This window comes from Pectobacterium brasiliense (genome assembly GCF_016950255.1).
Taxonomy (GTDB): Bacteria; Pseudomonadota; Gammaproteobacteria; order Enterobacterales; family Enterobacteriaceae; genus Pectobacterium; species Pectobacterium brasiliense.
This window is the reverse complement of sequence record NZ_JACGFN010000001.1, coordinates 1374412-1390625: the sequence shown is the minus strand read 5'-3', so window position 1 is coordinate 1390625 and position 16214 is coordinate 1374412. Positions and strand designations below refer to the sequence as shown.

General features: G+C 54.4%; 14 protein-coding genes. 7 read left to right on the top strand and 7 right to left on the bottom strand.

The annotated features are described in order from the left end of the window. The first annotated feature begins 137 nt into the window (after positions 1-137). Entirely contained in the window at positions 138-1454 is a 1317-nt protein-coding gene (gene gltP / locus H4F65_RS06325) for a glutamate/aspartate:proton symporter GltP (protein WP_010285217.1), read from the top strand. Positions 1455-1535: 81 nt separating this feature from the next. Here gltP and H4F65_RS06320 read toward each other — a convergent pair whose 3' ends face one another. From H4F65_RS06320 to H4F65_RS06305, 4 genes are all read right to left on the bottom strand, one after another. Beyond that, positions 1536-2639 (bottom strand): iron-containing alcohol dehydrogenase family protein, encoded by a 1104-nt coding sequence (locus tag H4F65_RS06320; protein ID WP_010285218.1) that lies wholly within the window; start codon positions 2637-2639, stop codon positions 1536-1538. A gap of 117 nt (positions 2640-2756) precedes the next feature. Continuing rightward, complete coding sequence (locus H4F65_RS06315) at positions 2757-3623, bottom strand: ABC transporter permease (protein WP_010285220.1); 867 nt, start codon at positions 3621-3623, stop codon at positions 2757-2759. Beyond that, complete coding sequence (locus H4F65_RS06310) at positions 3583-4449, bottom strand: ABC transporter ATP-binding protein (RefSeq protein WP_010285221.1); 867 nt, start codon at positions 4447-4449, stop codon at positions 3583-3585. The genes H4F65_RS06315 and H4F65_RS06310 overlap by 41 nt, the downstream gene beginning before the upstream one ends. A 53-nt stretch (positions 4450-4502) precedes the next feature. After that, entirely contained in the window at positions 4503-5525 is a 1023-nt protein-coding gene (locus H4F65_RS06305) for an ABC transporter substrate-binding protein (RefSeq protein WP_039320410.1), read from the bottom strand. Between the two features lie 319 nt (positions 5526-5844). Here H4F65_RS06305 and H4F65_RS06300 point away from each other — a divergent pair, with 319 nt between their 5' ends. From H4F65_RS06300 to cuyB, 6 genes are all read left to right on the top strand, one after another. Further along, complete coding sequence (locus H4F65_RS06300) at positions 5845-6867, top strand: malate/lactate/ureidoglycolate dehydrogenase (RefSeq protein WP_039320413.1); 1023 nt, start codon at positions 5845-5847, stop codon at positions 6865-6867. A 65-nt stretch (positions 6868-6932) separates the two neighbouring features. Next, positions 6933-7946 (top strand): taurine ABC transporter substrate-binding protein, encoded by a 1014-nt coding sequence (locus H4F65_RS06295; RefSeq protein ID WP_010285224.1) that lies wholly within the window; start codon positions 6933-6935, stop codon positions 7944-7946. A 6-nt stretch (positions 7947-7952) separates the two neighbouring features. After that, on the top strand, positions 7953-8726 hold the full coding sequence (locus tag H4F65_RS06290) for an ABC transporter permease (RefSeq protein WP_010285225.1): 774 nt from the start codon (positions 7953-7955) through the stop codon (positions 8724-8726). Beyond that, entirely contained in the window at positions 8723-9526 is an 804-nt protein-coding gene (locus tag H4F65_RS06285; RefSeq protein ID WP_010285226.1) for an ABC transporter ATP-binding protein, read from the top strand. The genes H4F65_RS06290 and H4F65_RS06285 overlap by 4 nt, the downstream gene beginning before the upstream one ends. A gap of 21 nt (positions 9527-9547) precedes the next feature. Then, positions 9548-10561: a D-cysteate sulfo-lyase gene (cuyA, locus tag H4F65_RS06280; protein ID WP_010285227.1), complete on the top strand. Its 1014-nt coding sequence runs from the start codon at positions 9548-9550 to the stop codon at positions 10559-10561. Then, positions 10558-11274: a cysteate racemase gene (gene cuyB, locus H4F65_RS06275; protein ID WP_010285228.1), complete on the top strand. Its 717-nt coding sequence runs from the start codon at positions 10558-10560 to the stop codon at positions 11272-11274. The genes cuyA and cuyB overlap by 4 nt, the downstream gene beginning before the upstream one ends. Positions 11275-11392: 118 nt before the next feature. Here cuyB and H4F65_RS06270 read toward each other — a convergent pair whose 3' ends face one another. From H4F65_RS06270 to H4F65_RS06260, 3 genes are all read right to left on the bottom strand, one after another. Further along, positions 11393-12733 (bottom strand): anaerobic C4-dicarboxylate transporter, encoded by a 1341-nt coding sequence (locus H4F65_RS06270; RefSeq protein WP_010285229.1) that lies wholly within the window; start codon positions 12731-12733, stop codon positions 11393-11395. Positions 12734-13464: 731 nt separating this feature from the next. Next, positions 13465-14820 carry a TolC family outer membrane protein gene (locus tag H4F65_RS06265; RefSeq protein WP_010285231.1) on the bottom strand — a complete coding sequence of 452 codons (1356 nt, stop codon included), beginning with the start codon at positions 14818-14820 and terminating at the stop codon, positions 13465-13467. Between the two features lie 2 nt (positions 14821-14822). Further along, positions 14823-16181, bottom strand: a complete 1359-nt coding sequence (locus H4F65_RS06260) for an HlyD family type I secretion periplasmic adaptor subunit (protein WP_010285233.1) — start codon at positions 16179-16181, stop codon at positions 14823-14825. Between the last annotated feature and the right edge of the window lie 33 nt (positions 16182-16214).

The window sequence follows — 16214 nt, the reverse complement described above, 5'->3', positions numbered from 1 at the left end:
GAAGTATGACGGGTTAATCCATCAGACATCCTTCTCACTAGTCAGTCACCTCCACGTTGATTTTTCGGTTCGTATTGCGCCGGAGTCGCGCTAGCGCCATGTTTGTGATGGCGGGGAGTTTAAAACGGAAAATGACGATGAAAACACAAAAAATCAGCCTTGCCTGGCAAATCCTTATCGCGTTGGTTCTGGGTATTGCACTCGGCGCCGTGCTGCATGAACAGCAAGAAAGCCGCCAGTGGCTTATCAGCAATATTCTTAGCCCCGCGGGCGACATCTTTATCCGCCTGATTAAAATGATCGTTGTCCCGATTGTCATCGCCACGTTGATTGTCGGGATTGCAGGCGTAGGGGATGCCAAGAAGCTTGGGCGCATCGGCTTCAAAACCATCCTCTATTTTGAAATTATCACGACGGTGGCGATTATTCTTGGCATCACGCTGGCGAATGTCTTCCAGCCGGGTCACGGCATCGACATGTCGACGCTGACCGCCGTTGATATCTCGCAGTATCAAAAGACCACCGAGCAGGTGCAGAGCGGTTCGCACAGTCTGGTGGGGACGGTGCTGTCGCTGATTCCGCCGAATATCTTCGCCGCGATGACACACGGCGACATGCTGCCGATTATCTTCTTCTCGGTACTGTTCGGTCTGGGGTTATCCTCATTGCCGAAAGATCACCGTGAACCGCTGTTGAACGTCTTCCGCGGCGTGTCGGAAACCATGTTTAAAGTGACGCACATGATCATGCGTTACGCGCCTGTTGGGGTGTTTGCGCTGATTTCCGTCACGGTTGCCAACTTCGGTTTTGCGTCGCTGTGGCCGTTAGCCAAGCTGGTTATGCTGGTTTATGCCGCGATTTTCTTCTTCGCGCTGGTGGTGCTCGGTATCGTCGCACGGCTGTGTAAGCTGCGTATCACCATCTTGATCCGTATCCTCAAAGATGAGCTGATCCTCGCGTACTCCACAGCCAGTTCCGAAACCGTGCTGCCGCGTATCATCGAAAAAATGGAAGCCTATGGTGCGCCGAAGTCGATTACCAGCTTTGTGGTGCCGACCGGTTACTCCTTTAACCTTGATGGTTCTACGCTGTACCAGAGTATTGCGGCGATCTTCATCGCGCAGCTGTACGGTATCGAACTGTCGATTGGGCAGGAAATCGTGCTGGTGTTGACACTAATGCTGACGTCCAAAGGCATTGCCGGCGTACCGGGCGTGTCGTTTGTTGTACTGCTGGCAACGCTGGGCAGCGTCGGTATTCCGCTGGAAGGCCTGGCGTTTATTGCGGGCGTTGACCGTATCCTCGATATGGCGCGTACCGCGCTGAATGTGGTAGGGAATGCGCTGGCGGTACTGGTCATTGCCAAGTGGGAAAACCAGTTCGATGAGAAGAAAGCGCGGGCTTATGAGCGTGAGCTTAAAGGGATAAGCACGCAGCCTGCCCAGCAGGGATAATCCCGGACTATTTCAAATAGCCTATGCAACGGGTGCGTCGAGCGATCGAGGTGCCCGTTTCTTTTCTTGATCTAATACTGACTATGCCGCGTGGCTATCTATCACGCGGGTTTCTAACGTTTGCGTGCGCCACAGCGCCTGTTGGATTCGTTCGGCATCTGTTGCAAAAGGGAGGCGCGCGGCAATTTTCGGTGCGATTTTCACGTGCTGCGCGATGTTTTCCACTAGCTGTGGGTGTTCATTCAGGCCGAGGGCACTTAGCGTTATTGGGCTACCGTAGCGGCGCAGTTGGGTGAAGAGTTCTTCTCGGTCAGCGTCGCTATCGTGTTCCAGAAAGGCCTGTGCGGCCAGACCAAAACCTACTTTCTCACCATGCAGCCAGTCGTGCAGTTCCGGCAGGCGCGTCATGCTGTTGTGAATGGCATGGGCAACGCCGATGCGTGGCACCTCATCTTTCATGCTGTTCGCGACGCCCGCTAGCGCGATAACGGCATCGATCACACGGCGCAGCGCCGGCGTGACCAGACCTTGCTCGTTATCCGCGATGGCCTGTTCGCCATACGTATTAAATGTTTCCACAGCCAGCTTCGCCGCCTGTGCTTTAAGCGCTAACGCCAGCCCGTCATCGCCGTGACGCAAATAAGGTTGGAATTTATACCACTTCGCTAGCGCATCCACGATACCTGCTTTGAGATAACGTGAAGGGCTGTGAGCGATGATCTCGCTGTCCACCAGTACCCATACCGGTAGTCGCGTCAGCGGAAAGGGGCCGTTGTGTGCGCCGCTCTCGCTGTAAATCACGCTGATCGGTGACCAGGCGGCGCAGGTAGCGGCAATGGTGGGGACGGCGATGACGGGCAACTGCCCCAAAATGTCGCCGATGGCTTTGGCGACATCCAGCACGCGGCCGCCGCCAATCCCTAAAATCAGTTCCGCGTTGAAGGCGCGCGCCTGTGCGGTCAGCGCTTCTATCGCGGGTTTGGTGCAATCACCCGGCAAAAATTCGACCTGATAGCGTAAACCGTGCTCATTGAGGCTGCGTTCGACAGCATCCGCCGTCGTTTTCCATGCCTGTGGACTGGTAATAATCAGTATTGTGCTGGCGTAAGGCGCCGCATAGTCGCCGACAGAACGAATGACGCCGTCACGATTCAGATAGGTTTGTGGCGCTTGTATTGCAATCATGGTCGCGATCTCTCATCTCTGTGGGAAAAGACAAATCAGTTGTAACAGCGATATCGAGCGCCGCAAAAGAACAATTCTGGCTATCAATGGCTAGATTTCGCATAACCAGAATGACGTTTAGCGCTGCATTCCCCAGCGTTTCACCGTGACCTTTTCGATGGTGGAAAACACCAGCCCTTCAACCAGCAGCCCGATGATGATGACGGACGCCAGTCCGGCGAAAACGCGGTCGGTGTAAAGCTCGTTACGGTTTTGGAAGATGTACCAGCCCAAACCGCCATTGCCGCTTGATGCGCCGAAGACCAGCTCAGCGGCGATCAGGGTGCGCCAGGCAAACGCCCAGCCGATCTTCAGACCGGAGAGAATCGACGGCAGCGCAGCGGGGATTAGGATGGCATTGATATAGCGAAAGCCTGTCAGGCCGTAGTTGCGACCCGCCATACGCAGCGTTTCCGAAACGCCGAGAAAGCCGGAATAGGTATTCAGCGCCATCGGCCACATCACGGAGTGGACGAGAACGAATACCAGACTCTTTTCTCCCAGCCCAAACCACAGCAGCGCTAACGGCAGTAACGCAATCGCAGGGAGCGGGTTGAACATGGAGGTTAAGGTGCCTAAGAGATCGCGTCCGAAACGGGTGGATACCGCCAACGCGCTGAGGGCCAGTGCCAGCAGGCTGCCAATGACATAGCCTTTTAGCAATGTGCCGAGGGAAACCACCATCTTATGTGGCAGTTCGCCGCTGGCGAGATCGTCGCGAAATGCCTGAAAGGTTTGCAGGAAACTTGGCAGCATTAGATCGTTGTTTTGCCAGCGTGCGGCGAACTCCCACAGCACTAGCAGCCCTGCCAACAGCACCAGCTTGCGAATCCAGGTCTGGTTCCACAGGCGCGTGGTCAGCGGCAGAGGCTGGGTCAGTGTGAAGTCTTTCAGCGGCGCCAGTTCACGCTGATACTCGGGCCGCACGGGGGGCTGGATGCTCATAAGATTTACCTTGTGTTGAGGTGGCGGGTGAAGGCACGTCAGTATCAGTTGGAAAAAGAAGATGGTGAATACGCTGTGCGGTGGTTTGAAAAGCTTCACTGCCCTGGTCGCTCAGCGCGAACTGATGGCAGTTGATTTCCGCTCGCACGCGACCAGGATGCGGTGAGAGCAGCAAAACCCGGCTGCCGACGATCAGCGCTTCCTCAATCGAATGGGTGACAAACAGCAGCGTGAAGCGCACCTCTTCCCACAGCGCCAGCAGTTCTTCCTGCATTTTGCGTCGGGTCAGCGCATCCAGCGCGGCGAATGGCTCATCCATAAGCAGCACTTTCGGCTGCATGGTCAGCGCCCGCGCGATGGCGACGCGTTGCTTCATTCCTCCGGATAACGTATGCGGATAGGCATCGGTAAATTTCGCCAGCCCAACTTTATCGAGAAAATAACGGGCACGTTCCTCGGCTTCGGCTCGCGTTGCCTGACGGCTGGCAACCAGAGGAAACAGCGTATTTTCCAGCACGGTTTTCCACGGCGGCAGTTGATCAAACTCCTGAAAGACCATGATGCGATCCGGGCCCGGACGTGTGACGGGCTGACCCTCAAGGCGGATTTCGCCGTCTACCGGAGACAAAAAACCGCCGATAGATTTGAGCAAGCTGGATTTTCCGCAGCCTGAAGGTCCTAAGAGTACAAAACGCTCGGCGGGAAAGACGTCGAAACTCACATCGTGGGTGGCGCGAACTAAACTGCGGCGGGTTCGGTATTCCAGTCCGACGACATCAACCTGCAACAGCGGCTGAGCGACGGTATCGTGGGAGCGGTGTGTCATATTGTTCTCCTGCGTAGCGACGAGATGCTTGTCGAATGGGGCGTGCTGACCGCTTAGCTACCCGGTTGGTCGTGGATTTCAGCAAAAAAATAGTCCTTCCAGGAGGCGGCTTTGTTTTTCAGCACGCCAAGCTGTTGCAACTTTTCGGCATAAACGTAGGTACGTTCCGGCGTGATAGTGAAATCGATTTCGGGATCGGCGACGATGCGTTTGACCAGTTCAGGATCCAGTTTCGATTTTTCTACCCGAATATAGGTTTCTGCCGCTGCGGCTTTATCTGCTTTGATAATCTGGGACGCTTCTTTCAGCGCCTCATAGAAGGCGCGGTAGGTTTTTGGGTTTTCATCATGGAATTTCTGCGTGGTGTAGAGCACGTTGAACGTTGCCTGACCGCCCAGCACGTCATAAGAACTTAGAATCTTGTGCACATTGTCATGCTCCAGCGCCTGATATTGGAACGGTGGGCTGGAAAAGTGAGCATTGATTTCGGAACCGCCGGCGATAAGCGCCGCGCTGGCATCGGGATGCGGCAGGCTGACAGAAATCTTATCGAAACGTTTGAAATCTTCCGCGCCATAGAGCTTCGCGGTTTCGATTTGCAGCGTGCGGGACTGGAAACCTACGCCTGCCGCAGGCACGGCGATACGGTCTTTATCGCTCAGATCGCGGATAGATTTCACTGCTGGGTTATTGCTGAGTAAATAGTTGGGCATGGAGCCGAGTGAGGCGATGGCTTTCACATTCTGGCGACCCTGCGTGCGATCCCATACGGTCAGCATTGGAGGAACCCCGGCGGAGGCCACATCCAGCGCGCCGGATAGCAGCGCCTCGTTAATCGCTGTCGCACCAGAAAGTGTGCGCCAGTCTACCTTGATATCCAGGCCTTGCTGCTTACCGTGCTTTTCTATCAGGTTCTGGTCGCGCACCACATCTAGAATCAGGTAACCAATGCCAAACTGCTGCGCAATGCTGATTGTGCCTTCCGCACTGGCACCAAAGGCCGTTAGCGTTAGGCCAAGCAGGGCAGCAAGGCGTGTGAAACGTGTCGATTTTTTCGCGGGGAGTGAGTGATTCATCATTGTTGTCTCATTTTTAATAGTAATAGAATCGGTAATAAAGTAGCTCAAAGCCATCATTTATTATTTCAATAAATAATGCGTAATAAAGGTGGTATGAAAGAAGGCATCCTATTTTCTTGGCGCGTCACTGATAAAGTGTTTTTTGGAATAAGTTAGAAGAAAGGTGTTTGTCATTGGTGATGAATAAGAGAAAACAAGTAAATAACCACCTTAGCTAAATATTCGCTATAGATAGTCTTATTTGTCAGTTATGGATAAAAATCGGCGCGTTATAGTGGCGTTAATGTTAATTGTCATTTTTTATACCGAGAAAAATATGCCTGTCTTTACTCACCATTATTTACGCGATTATTTACGTGACCGCCTGACAGAGAATGACGTCGACGCATCAATTGCAGAAACGGTGGCGGATAATCTCGTTGAGTCGAGCCTGAAAGGGCATGACTCGCACGGCGTCAGTATGTTGCCGCGCTATATCGACGCCATTCGGGAAGGCGGGCTTTCGCCTCACGCTCTGGCGGAGAAAACGCTGGATTTCGGCCCGCTGATCTCGTTTGACGGGCAGCAGGGCTTCGGGCAGGTGGTCGCGAAGCAGGCACTGACGGAAGGCATTGCGCGTGCGCAAGCGCACGGTTTGGCGGTAGTAAGTTTAGCCAATGCACACCATTTGGGGCGTATCGGCGCGTGGGCGGAACAGGCCGCAGAAGTCGGGTTGGTATCGCTGCATTTCGCCAATGTGTATACCAAACCAGTGGTGCTGCCGTGGCAGGGCCAGCAGGCGCGCTTCGGGACGAACCCGTTCTGTGCCGGGATTCCGGTCGAACATGACGATCCGGTGATTCTGGATTTTGCTACCAGCGTGATTGCGGGTAACAAAGCGCGTATCGCCTGGAATGAGGGCAAATCGGTCGCGCCCGGCTGCATCGTCGATAACGAAGGTAACCCGACGGTCGATCCCCGCTGGCTGATGGAACAACCCTTGGGCGCGCTGTTGCCGTTTGGCGAGCATAAAGGATCGGGACTCTCGCTGGTTTGCTCTTTACTGGGGGCGGCGCTGACCGGTGGGAAAACTGAGCGCACGGCGAAAGGCGAGGGCAAGCAGATTATTAACAGTATGCTGTCGATTTTAATCGATCCGCAGAAATTAGGCGGGGCGGCCACCTATCAGCAGGAAATACCGGCGTTATTAGAATGGGTGCGTCAATCCCGTGATGATAATGAATTATTACTGCCGGGCGATAAAGAAAAGCAAGCCTATCGCCATCGGCGGGAGAACGGTATTTTTGTCGATGATGTCAGTTGGGGACAGCTCTCTTATTTAAATAAAAAAGTGGCCTGATGTATTAATTAATTATTTATTAACTTATTTAACTGATTATTTTTTTAATTCCATAGGGAAAAATAATGAAAAATAGATTGAGTGCTGTCGGCGTCAGTGGCTTGTTATTAATCACGACATCCGTATTGGCGGCGGAAAAGCAGCCTGATGAAGTGCGCGTGGCCTACAGCGGTGGTTCGCAGGTATTAGTCTTAGCTAAAGCCGATGGTTCGCTGCAAAAAGCATTGGGTGCGCCAGTAAAGTGGGTGCAGTTTGCTTCTGGTGCTGATGCGCTGAATTATTTCGCCAGTAATGCAATAGATATCGCCAACTTTGGTTCCAGCCCGGCGACAGCCGGTATTGTCAGAAAACTGCCAGTGGAGATCGTCGGTGTATCTGGTGTGATCGCCACGTACGAACGCCTGATTGCCAAGTCTGGTATCGCCACGCTGAAAGATATCGAAGGTAAGCGCGTCGCCTATCCGCCAAATTCCACAGCGCAGTACGCGCTGGAAGCGGCAATCGCGGTAAATAAACTCGACCGCAGCAAGATTACCCTTATTCCACTACGTCCGGCTGAGATGGTAGCGGCATGGAAGCGTGGCGACATTGATGCAGGCTATGTCTGGGCTCCGTTCGCACAGGAGCTGGAAGCCTCCGCCGGGCATGCGATTTTTGCGACTAAAGATCTGCAAAAAGATGGCTATCTCATTTACAACAACTATGTGGTCAGAAAGGCTTTTGCCCAGCAGTACCCGGAAACGGTGGCGCGCTTCCTGCGGGTACACCAGCTGAAAGTGGATGAGTTCCGTCAGGACCCGGAAAAAGCGGCGGCGATTGTGGCAAAAGAAGTCGGTGCGCCAGTCACCACGGCAACCAATACGCTGTCAGGGCTGGAATACCCGACGCTGGAACAGCAGGCGACGGCGCAATGGTTGGGTGACGGTAGCCACACCGATCGCAGCGGTATCGGTCAGGCAGTCGCAAAAACGGCGCATTTTCTGGAGAGTATCGGCGAAGTTCGCCAACGCGATATTCCTGCATCGTTCGCCGACTCCATTAATTCCTCCTATTTGAAGCAGGCTGCGAAAGGGAATTAACGGGTCGTGAAAAGAACGTCTTATGCATTATTGAGTATTACGTCCGTGGCGGTGGTGCTCGCGTTGTGGCAAGTGGCGGGCGCGAAGCAGTGGGTCGATCCGCTGCTGCTCCCGCCACTGTCAGACATCATCCTGACCGCTGGGGAACTGGCGCAGGATGGCTATCGGCAGGTGTCGCTGTGGGAGCATATTGCTGTCAGTGTCGCTAGGGCGCTAGGCGCTTTCAGCGTTGCGATTATTCTTGGCGTCCCGCTTGGCCTGTTGATGGGACTATCGCCTCCGATTGCAGCCATCTTTAATCCTTTTGTGCAGTTTCTCCGGCCATTGCCTAAAATCGCACTGATCCCGCTGGCGGTAGTCTGGTTGGGAATCGGTGAGGCATCCAAATTTTTCCTGATCTTTATCGCGACGTTTCTCAGCGTCGTGGTGGGGGCTTGTGCCGCTGTTGAGCGCGTGGAACGTTCCCGTATCCGCGTCGCACAAACGCTCGGTGCCAGTCGACGACAGATCTTTTTCCACGTTGTTTTGCCCGATACGCTGCCGGAATTATTTACCACGGTGCGACTGGCTATCGGTATCGGTTGGACGTCCCTGATTGCGGCGGAAATGGTTGCTGCCACCTCGGGCATTGGCTGGATGGTCATGAACGCCAGCGCTTATCTGCGTACCGATATCGTGATGTTGGGCATTTTATTATTAGGCGGCATTGGCTATGTGCTCGATCTGTTATTGGTTGGTGCACAGCGCGTCTTCGTGCCGTGGGCGGGGAAATCATCATGACAGAACCTTCTCAGCCCGTTGCGCCACACATTGTTGTGGAGCACGTTAGCCTCACATTTCCGTCACAACGCGGCCCGCTAACGGTGCTGGATGACGTTTCCCTCCAGATAGCTAAAGGTGAATTCGTGGTGCTGCTGGGCCCTTCCGGCTGCGGCAAATCAACCATTCTCAACATGATCGCCGGTTTTGAAGCTGCGGATAAGGGACGCGTGCTGTGCGGTGATGAACCTGTTCGTCGTCCGGGCCCCTCGCGCGGCATGGTATTTCAGCAGGCCAACTTATTTCCCTGGCTCACCGTGCTGGAAAACGTGACGTTTGGACCACGGATGCAGGGTGCAAATAAAGCCCAGCTCCAGCGTGAAGCAGAAAATTATCTGGCACTGGTCGGGCTGGAAGGATTCCAGCAGCACTACCCCTGGCAACTCTCTGGTGGAATGAAACAGCGGGTTGCGCTGGCGCGAGCCTGGCTGCCGAACCCCGAGGTGTTGCTGATGGATGAGCCGTTTGGTGCGCTGGACGCACAAACCCGTTTGATGATGCAGGAACTGCTGCTATCTGCCTGGCAAAAAACCGGCACCACGTTGTTATTTGTCACGCATGACGTGGACGAAGCGCTGTTCTTGGCTGACCGAGTATTGGTGATGTCCGCGCGTCCCGGTCGTATTGCAGAAGCGATCTCGCTGCCGTTTGGCCGCGAAAGAGACATTGAAACGCTGGCACAGCATCCTGACTACGCCGCATTGAAGCAGCGTATTTTACATCGCGTTCGTGAAGAAGCGCGTCGTCACCTCAATCTGTAATCCGAATTTCAGGAGAATATTATGCACCTTGCCCGATTCCCCCGCTTGTCACTGGGCCATTTCCCTACGCCGCTGGAGGCATTGCCGAATCTGTCTGCCTATCTGGGCGGACCGACGATTTATATCAAACGCGATGATGCTACCGGACTGGCAACGGGCGGAAATAAAACCCGCAAACTGGAATTCCTGTTAGCCGATGCGCAACAGCAGGGCGCGGATATCATTATCACGCAGGGCGCGACGCAGTCTAACCATGTACGGCAAACCATTGCGGCGGCGACAAAGCTGGGGCTGAAAACCAAAGTACTGCTGGAAAAGCGTGTGGAGGACTATGGCGAAGACTACCAGCGTTCCGGCAACGTGCTGCTGGATCATCTGCTTGGCGGTGAAATTATCGATCATCTGCCCGCAGGAACGGACATGCAGCAGGCGATGGAAACGCTGGCAGAATCGCTGCGCAAAGAAGGACTGAAACCTTATGTCATTCCCGGCGGCGGCTCCAGTCCGGTCGGCGCACTGGGCTATGTCGCCTGTGCGGAAGAGTTGTTGTTTCAGTCCAGCCAGCAGCGCCTGCGCATCGATCATATTGTGCATGCGACGGGGAGCACGGGTACGCAGGCGGGATTGGTTACCGGGCTGGCGGCGACGCATAGCCAGATTCCCCTGTTAGGTATCAGCGTCAGAGCGTCGAAAGCGAAGCAGGAAGAGAATGTTTACGCACTAGCGCAGCGCACCTGGCAACTGCTCGGTATTTCGGGTGAACTGCCGCGCAGTGCTGTGCAGGTGAACAGTGACTACGTCGGCAAAGGTTACGGCATTCCAACCGAAGGAACGCTGGAGGCGCTCAGGCTGCTGGCGCAACTGGAAGGGATTCTGCTCGATCCGGTCTATTCCGGCAAAGGCATGGCGGGGCTGATCGACCTGATTCGTCAGGGACATTTTCGCGCCGATGAAAATATTGTCTTCATCCATACCGGCGGGTCAGCCGGGCTGTTTGGTTACCGTCAACTGTTCGAACAAACGGCCGCACAATGAGTTCGCCGCTGATTGGTGTGCTGGGTGGCATGGGGCCGCTGGCGACGGTCGATCTGCTGCATAAAATCATTGAAGAAACACCGGCCAGCCGCGATCAGGATCATGTGCCAGTGGTTGCCTGGAATGTGCCGCAGATTCCAGACCGCCAACAGGCACTGGCAGGAACGGGTGAATCGCCGTTGCCGATGCTTTTGCATGCCGTTCGGCAGCTTAATCGCTTGTCGGTCAGCCATATCGTGGTGCCGTGCAATACGGCACACCACTGGTTTGATGCGCTGGCGGAGGAAAGTCACGCGCCGCTGGTACACATTGCCGATGCCACGCTGTATGCCATCAAACCGCCTGCGGAGGCAAAGAAAGCCCCGCAAAAAATCGGGCTGATCGCGACTCATGGAACGCTTAATGCCGGGTGGTATCAGCAGCGTTTTGCCGCGCAATTAGGTGCTGAAACCGTGGTGCCGGACGAGCAGGAAATGACGACACTCTTCGTGCCGGGATGCTATGCGGTAAAACGCGGAGAATTACAGCATGGCGGACGCTTGCTGGATCAGCTTGCTGCGCAACTGGTAGCACGAGGTGCGGAACGTCTGGTGCTGGCCTGCACGGAAGTTCCTCCTGCACTGGAGACGGTATCATCACGCTGGCGAGGTATCAGCATCGATCCGACACGAGCGCTGGCACAGGCCTGCGTTCGTATTTGGCTGCAAAGATAAAAAACGCATAGTGCGTTTTTCAACGTCGCTTGCGACGGCCCGTGAGGGTGGCGTGCTGGAGGGCTCGTCATAAAAAAGCCGCCCATTGCTGGACGGCTTCTAGGTACAGAGAACTGAATTACAGGAAGCCGTACATCGCGGCAAACACCCAGCCAAAGACGCAGGAGGTGGTTACGCCGATTAGGCCTGGCAGAATAAAACTGTGGTTGATAACGAAACGGCCGATTTTGGTAGTACCGGAGCGGTCAAACTGGATAGCCGCCAGATCGCTTGGGTAGGTCGGCAGAATGTAGTAACCATAACAGGCTGGTGCAGACGCCACGATATATGCCGGATCCACCCCGATAGCCAGCGCAACGGGGACAATAGCCGCCAGCGCCGCCGCCTGCGAGTTCACGAACTTCGACACAATCAGCAGGATAATCGCGTAAGCCCAGGGATAGACTTTCACCAATGAGCCTAGCGTGCTTTTGATCTCTTCCAGATGCGCGCCGAACATGGTTTCCGCCATCCAGGCGATGCCGTATACCGCGACGATGGCAATCATCCCAGAACGGAACACTTCATTCTTCGAGATCGACGACGGATTGGTTTTGGTCGCAATAATGATGATGGCACCAGACAGCAGCATAAACATCTGAATAACCAGCACCATCGACAGCGGCTTACCGGCAAAGACCGGACGTAGCTCTTCAACGGCACCCAGAATCGCTACCGCTGCGATGGTTGCCAGAAAGATCCACATGGCGATCCAGTTACTGCGCGGCAGTTTTCTGTCGAGCAGCGTGGCGGTATCACCATATACGTACTGTTTGTTTTCTGGATCGGCGATAAATTTCTGGAAATCCTCATCCTTATCCAGATCTTTACCGCGGAACCAGCTGAAAATCCCAATCGCCAGAATACCCAGCAGGGTAGAAGGGATGGTAATCGACAGCAGGTCGAGGAATCCCAGGTGTTTGCCCTGGAACGTGAAATTAGCCAACATGGCAACCAGCGATACCACCGCAACAGAGACCGGACTGGCGATAATCCCCATCTGAGCACCGATCGAACTGGCGGCCATCGGCCTTTCAGGACGGATATTATTCTTGATGGCGACATCATAAATAATCGGCAGAATGGTATACACCACGTGGCCGGTACCGCATAGGATAGTCAGAATACAGGTGACGAACGGCGCGATAATCGAAACGTATTTCGGGTTACGCCGCAGCATACGCTCTGCGATTTGCAGCATCACATCCAGCCCGCCCGATGCCTGAAGCGTTGCCGACGCAGCCACCACGGCAATGATGACCAGCATGACGTCAACGGGCGGTTTACCCGGTTGTAGTTTAAAAATAAAGACCAGAATAACAAGTCCAATCCCGCCTAATAAACCCAGCGCGATCCCGCCTTTTCTTGCCCCGTAAAAAAGACAGATCAGGACGATGACTAATTGAATGATGAAGTCCATAGTAGCCCCATTGCATTGCTTTTAAGATGAACTGATTAGTTAGAATTAAAATAAGTGAGTTTTTACTGTGGGTACTATATGGACGGGTTGTTATTTATTTTCTTGATCTAAATCTATTAATTTTTACCTTTGCACTATTTCCGGAAAATAAAAGATCCCGGTCGCAATAATTGTGCTTTTTTGGTTTATTTAGTTATTTAAGTGTAATTTTAATTTATTAATAATAAGGTGGAGTGTCAGTTGGTGAAGTTGTTAATGATTTGGTGGGGTTTTTTAAAAGTAATTAAATTCTCGTTCTTATTTTGTTATGTTCAGTGTTCTTCTATTTTTTATTTTCGTTAATGATTGCCGTAAAAAATCCAACCTTAATGTTACTTCGGATACCTCTAATGGGGTATTTTTGCATATTGTATTGTTTTTAAATGATTACTTTAAAAATGATAAAATGAATCCCTTTTTGATAATGAAGTCAACGTCAGGTCACTGGAGAATAGCCGAAAAATAAAAACGGCTGTCGCGACACCGCTATTCACATCAGGAATATAGCTGACGGGGTTTCTGCTATTTTCACATCGGATGCGAAGGAAGATATCTTTTATAGTGTGATTGGTTATTAATATAATTTTTTTATAAATATTTTAGAATATCTGGATGCGGCTTATTTTCCTTCCTAAATAGGGTATGGCTGCACATCCGCGTTATCTCTTATGTTGTGTTCTGAATTCACGTTGTTAGAGGTGTACGAAATAGGTCGCTAACTGCCGCAGCGTCTGTTCGTCCAGCGTACCGGCGTAGTAACGCAGCTGTAGCCAGGCCGTCAGCCAGGTATAACGTGCTTCGGTTAGATCGCGCCGTGCGCCATAAAGTTGCTGTTCGGCATTCAGCACGTCAAGATTCACGCGCTCTCCGCCCTGAACGCTCTTCTGTGTGGCGGTGACCAGCGCCAGCGCCGACTTTTCCGTCAACTCATAGGCGCGGATTTTCGCCTGGCTGCTGGTGACCAGATTAAACTGGCGACGCAGTTCCGTCTGGATTGTCGCCGTCTGTTCGTCCTTTTCCCGCGCGGTTTGCTGATAGCGCTCCTTTGCCTGACGCGTCGCGGCAGAGACGCCGCCGCCAGCAAAAATCGGTACGCTGACGCGGATACCAATCGACCGCGTATCGTATTTCTGGTTGTAGCTGTTTTCGGTATCTGACTGCGTATTACGCGTGCTGGCAACCAGCGTGACCTGCGGCAGGTGACCCGCCCGGTTACGCTCAATGCCGTATTTCGCCACGGCCAGTGACTGGTTTAGCGCTAATAGCTGTGCGTTGTGGCGCAGCGCCAGCGATTGCCAGTGCTGATAGCCCGCAGGCTGAAGCGGCTGTGGGGTAAAGCGTGGCGTGAGTGCTGCAAGCTGATCCACGCCAACGGGCATCCCCAACAGCGTTTCCAGTTCACGCAGGCTGATATCCAGATTGTCCTGCGCTTCGATGAGCTGCGCCTCGGTCAGGTTGACGCGTGCTTCGGTTTCCAGCATATCGGTCCGGGTGCCTTCTCCCTGCTGGAAGAGGCGTTGATTCAACTGATATTGCTCGCGATAAGCGCGCTGCTGTGCCTGAACCAGCGCAATCTGCTCGCGGCTAAACAGCACGTTGGTGTAAGCCTGAAACAGACGCACCAATAGCTGCTGGCTGGCATCGCGCAGTTGTTCGTCGGCCAGCACGGCGCTGGCTTCGCCCTGCTGATAGCGCGACCATGCAGCGTAGTCGATCAGCGGCTGTTGCAGGGAAAAGCTGGAAGCGCGGCTGGTGTAATCCCGCTCTGACTGTTGCCCCCCTGCCGTCACCGTAGAGTCGTTACGAGACTGGCTGTAGTCATAGGTGACTTTCGGCAAGAGTCCGGCGCGGCCGATGTTCTTCTCTTCGCTGTCGGCATTGCGCGCGTGCACGGCGGCCTGAAAGGCCGGATCGTGCGTCAGCGCCTGCTGCCAGGCTTCCATTAACCCCAGTGCCTGACTCGGTGCGCTGTAGATCAGCGAGAGAACAAGCGGGACGGCATAGCAGGAGCGGATCGCCGCGCGATAAACGAATGAAAGGCGCAGCATGATTACTCCTCGATCAACGCCAGATGCAGGCGATCGGAAAGTGGTTTAAACAGGTAGTTGAGCAGGGAGCGCTCACCGGTACGAATAAAGGCTTGCACCGGCATGCCGGGACGCACGTCCAGCCCGGCGAGCTGCTGCTTACCTTGTTCATCGACGTGAATACGCAGTGCGTAATAGGGTTTTCCGGTCTGCTGCTCGACGAGCTGGTCGGCACCGATCAGCGCGACAACGCCGGAAATATGCGGCGTGGTGCTTTGGTTGAACGCAGAAAACAGCAGCTCGACCGGTAGCCCGTTGCTGACTCTGTCCACCAGTTCGATAGGCAGCTGCGCGTCAATCAATAACGGCTGCCCCTCGGGAACAATCTCCATCAGCATCTGCCCGCTATTCACCACGCCGCCTTCGGTGTGCAGCGCCAGTCCGACCACCGTGCCGCTGGCGGGGGCGCGAATGTGCGTGTGCTGAAGTTCATACTCCGCTGTTTTCAGCCGCTGGGTGAGATCCTGAATGGAACGCTGGGTATCGGCGAGCTGGGCACGCACTTCTTTCTGGTACTCGTTCTGGCGCTGCTGGATCTTTTGCTCCAGTTCGACAACCTGTTGCTGGAGCTGTACCTGATTATTCCGTTCCTGCGCGATCGCGCCCGCCAGTTGAGCGGCCTGCCTCTCGACGTCCAGCAGGCGATTACGGGCGATGTAGCCTTCCTGCGCCAGCGGACGCAGCCCGCGCAACTGTTCGCTGATAATCTGATATTGCGTTTGGCTACTGGCCAGCAGCGCCTGTGAACCCTGAGACTGCGCTTTTGCCCCGATGATAGCGGCTTGTATCGCGGCGCGTTCCTGTTGCAGGGCTGCACGACGGCTGATGAAGAGCTGCTGCTGGGCAATCTGAATTTGTTGCGTGACGGTGCTGTGTTGCTCAGTGGGGGCAGGGAAGGCGATCGTGTTCAGATCGTCACGTTCCGCCAGCAGACGCGCTTCGCCCGCGAACGCTTCCTGAAGCTGGGTGGTGAGATTGTCGCGCTGCGCCTGAGCGGGCGTTTGGTCCAGCGTGGCAAGGACTTGCCCAGCTTGCACACGATCGCCGTCCCGTACGGTGAGCGAGGCGATGCGTCCGCTACTGACGGGCTGCACCACTTTACGGTTATCCGCAACGACAACCCGACCAGAGACGGCGACGCCTTTATCCAGCGGTGCCATGCCAGCCCACAGCAGCAGGCCACCAAAACCTGCCAGAACCAGCCAGAGACCGTACTTCAAATAGCGTCCGGCGTCGGTGTGTAACGGCATCGCCGCGACGTTATCCGCCACCTGAGGGAGAGGAGCCGTTGGCTGTGATGTGACTTCGCGTAACGCGGACATGGTTATCCTCTTCTTTCCATGATGCTGTTCTGA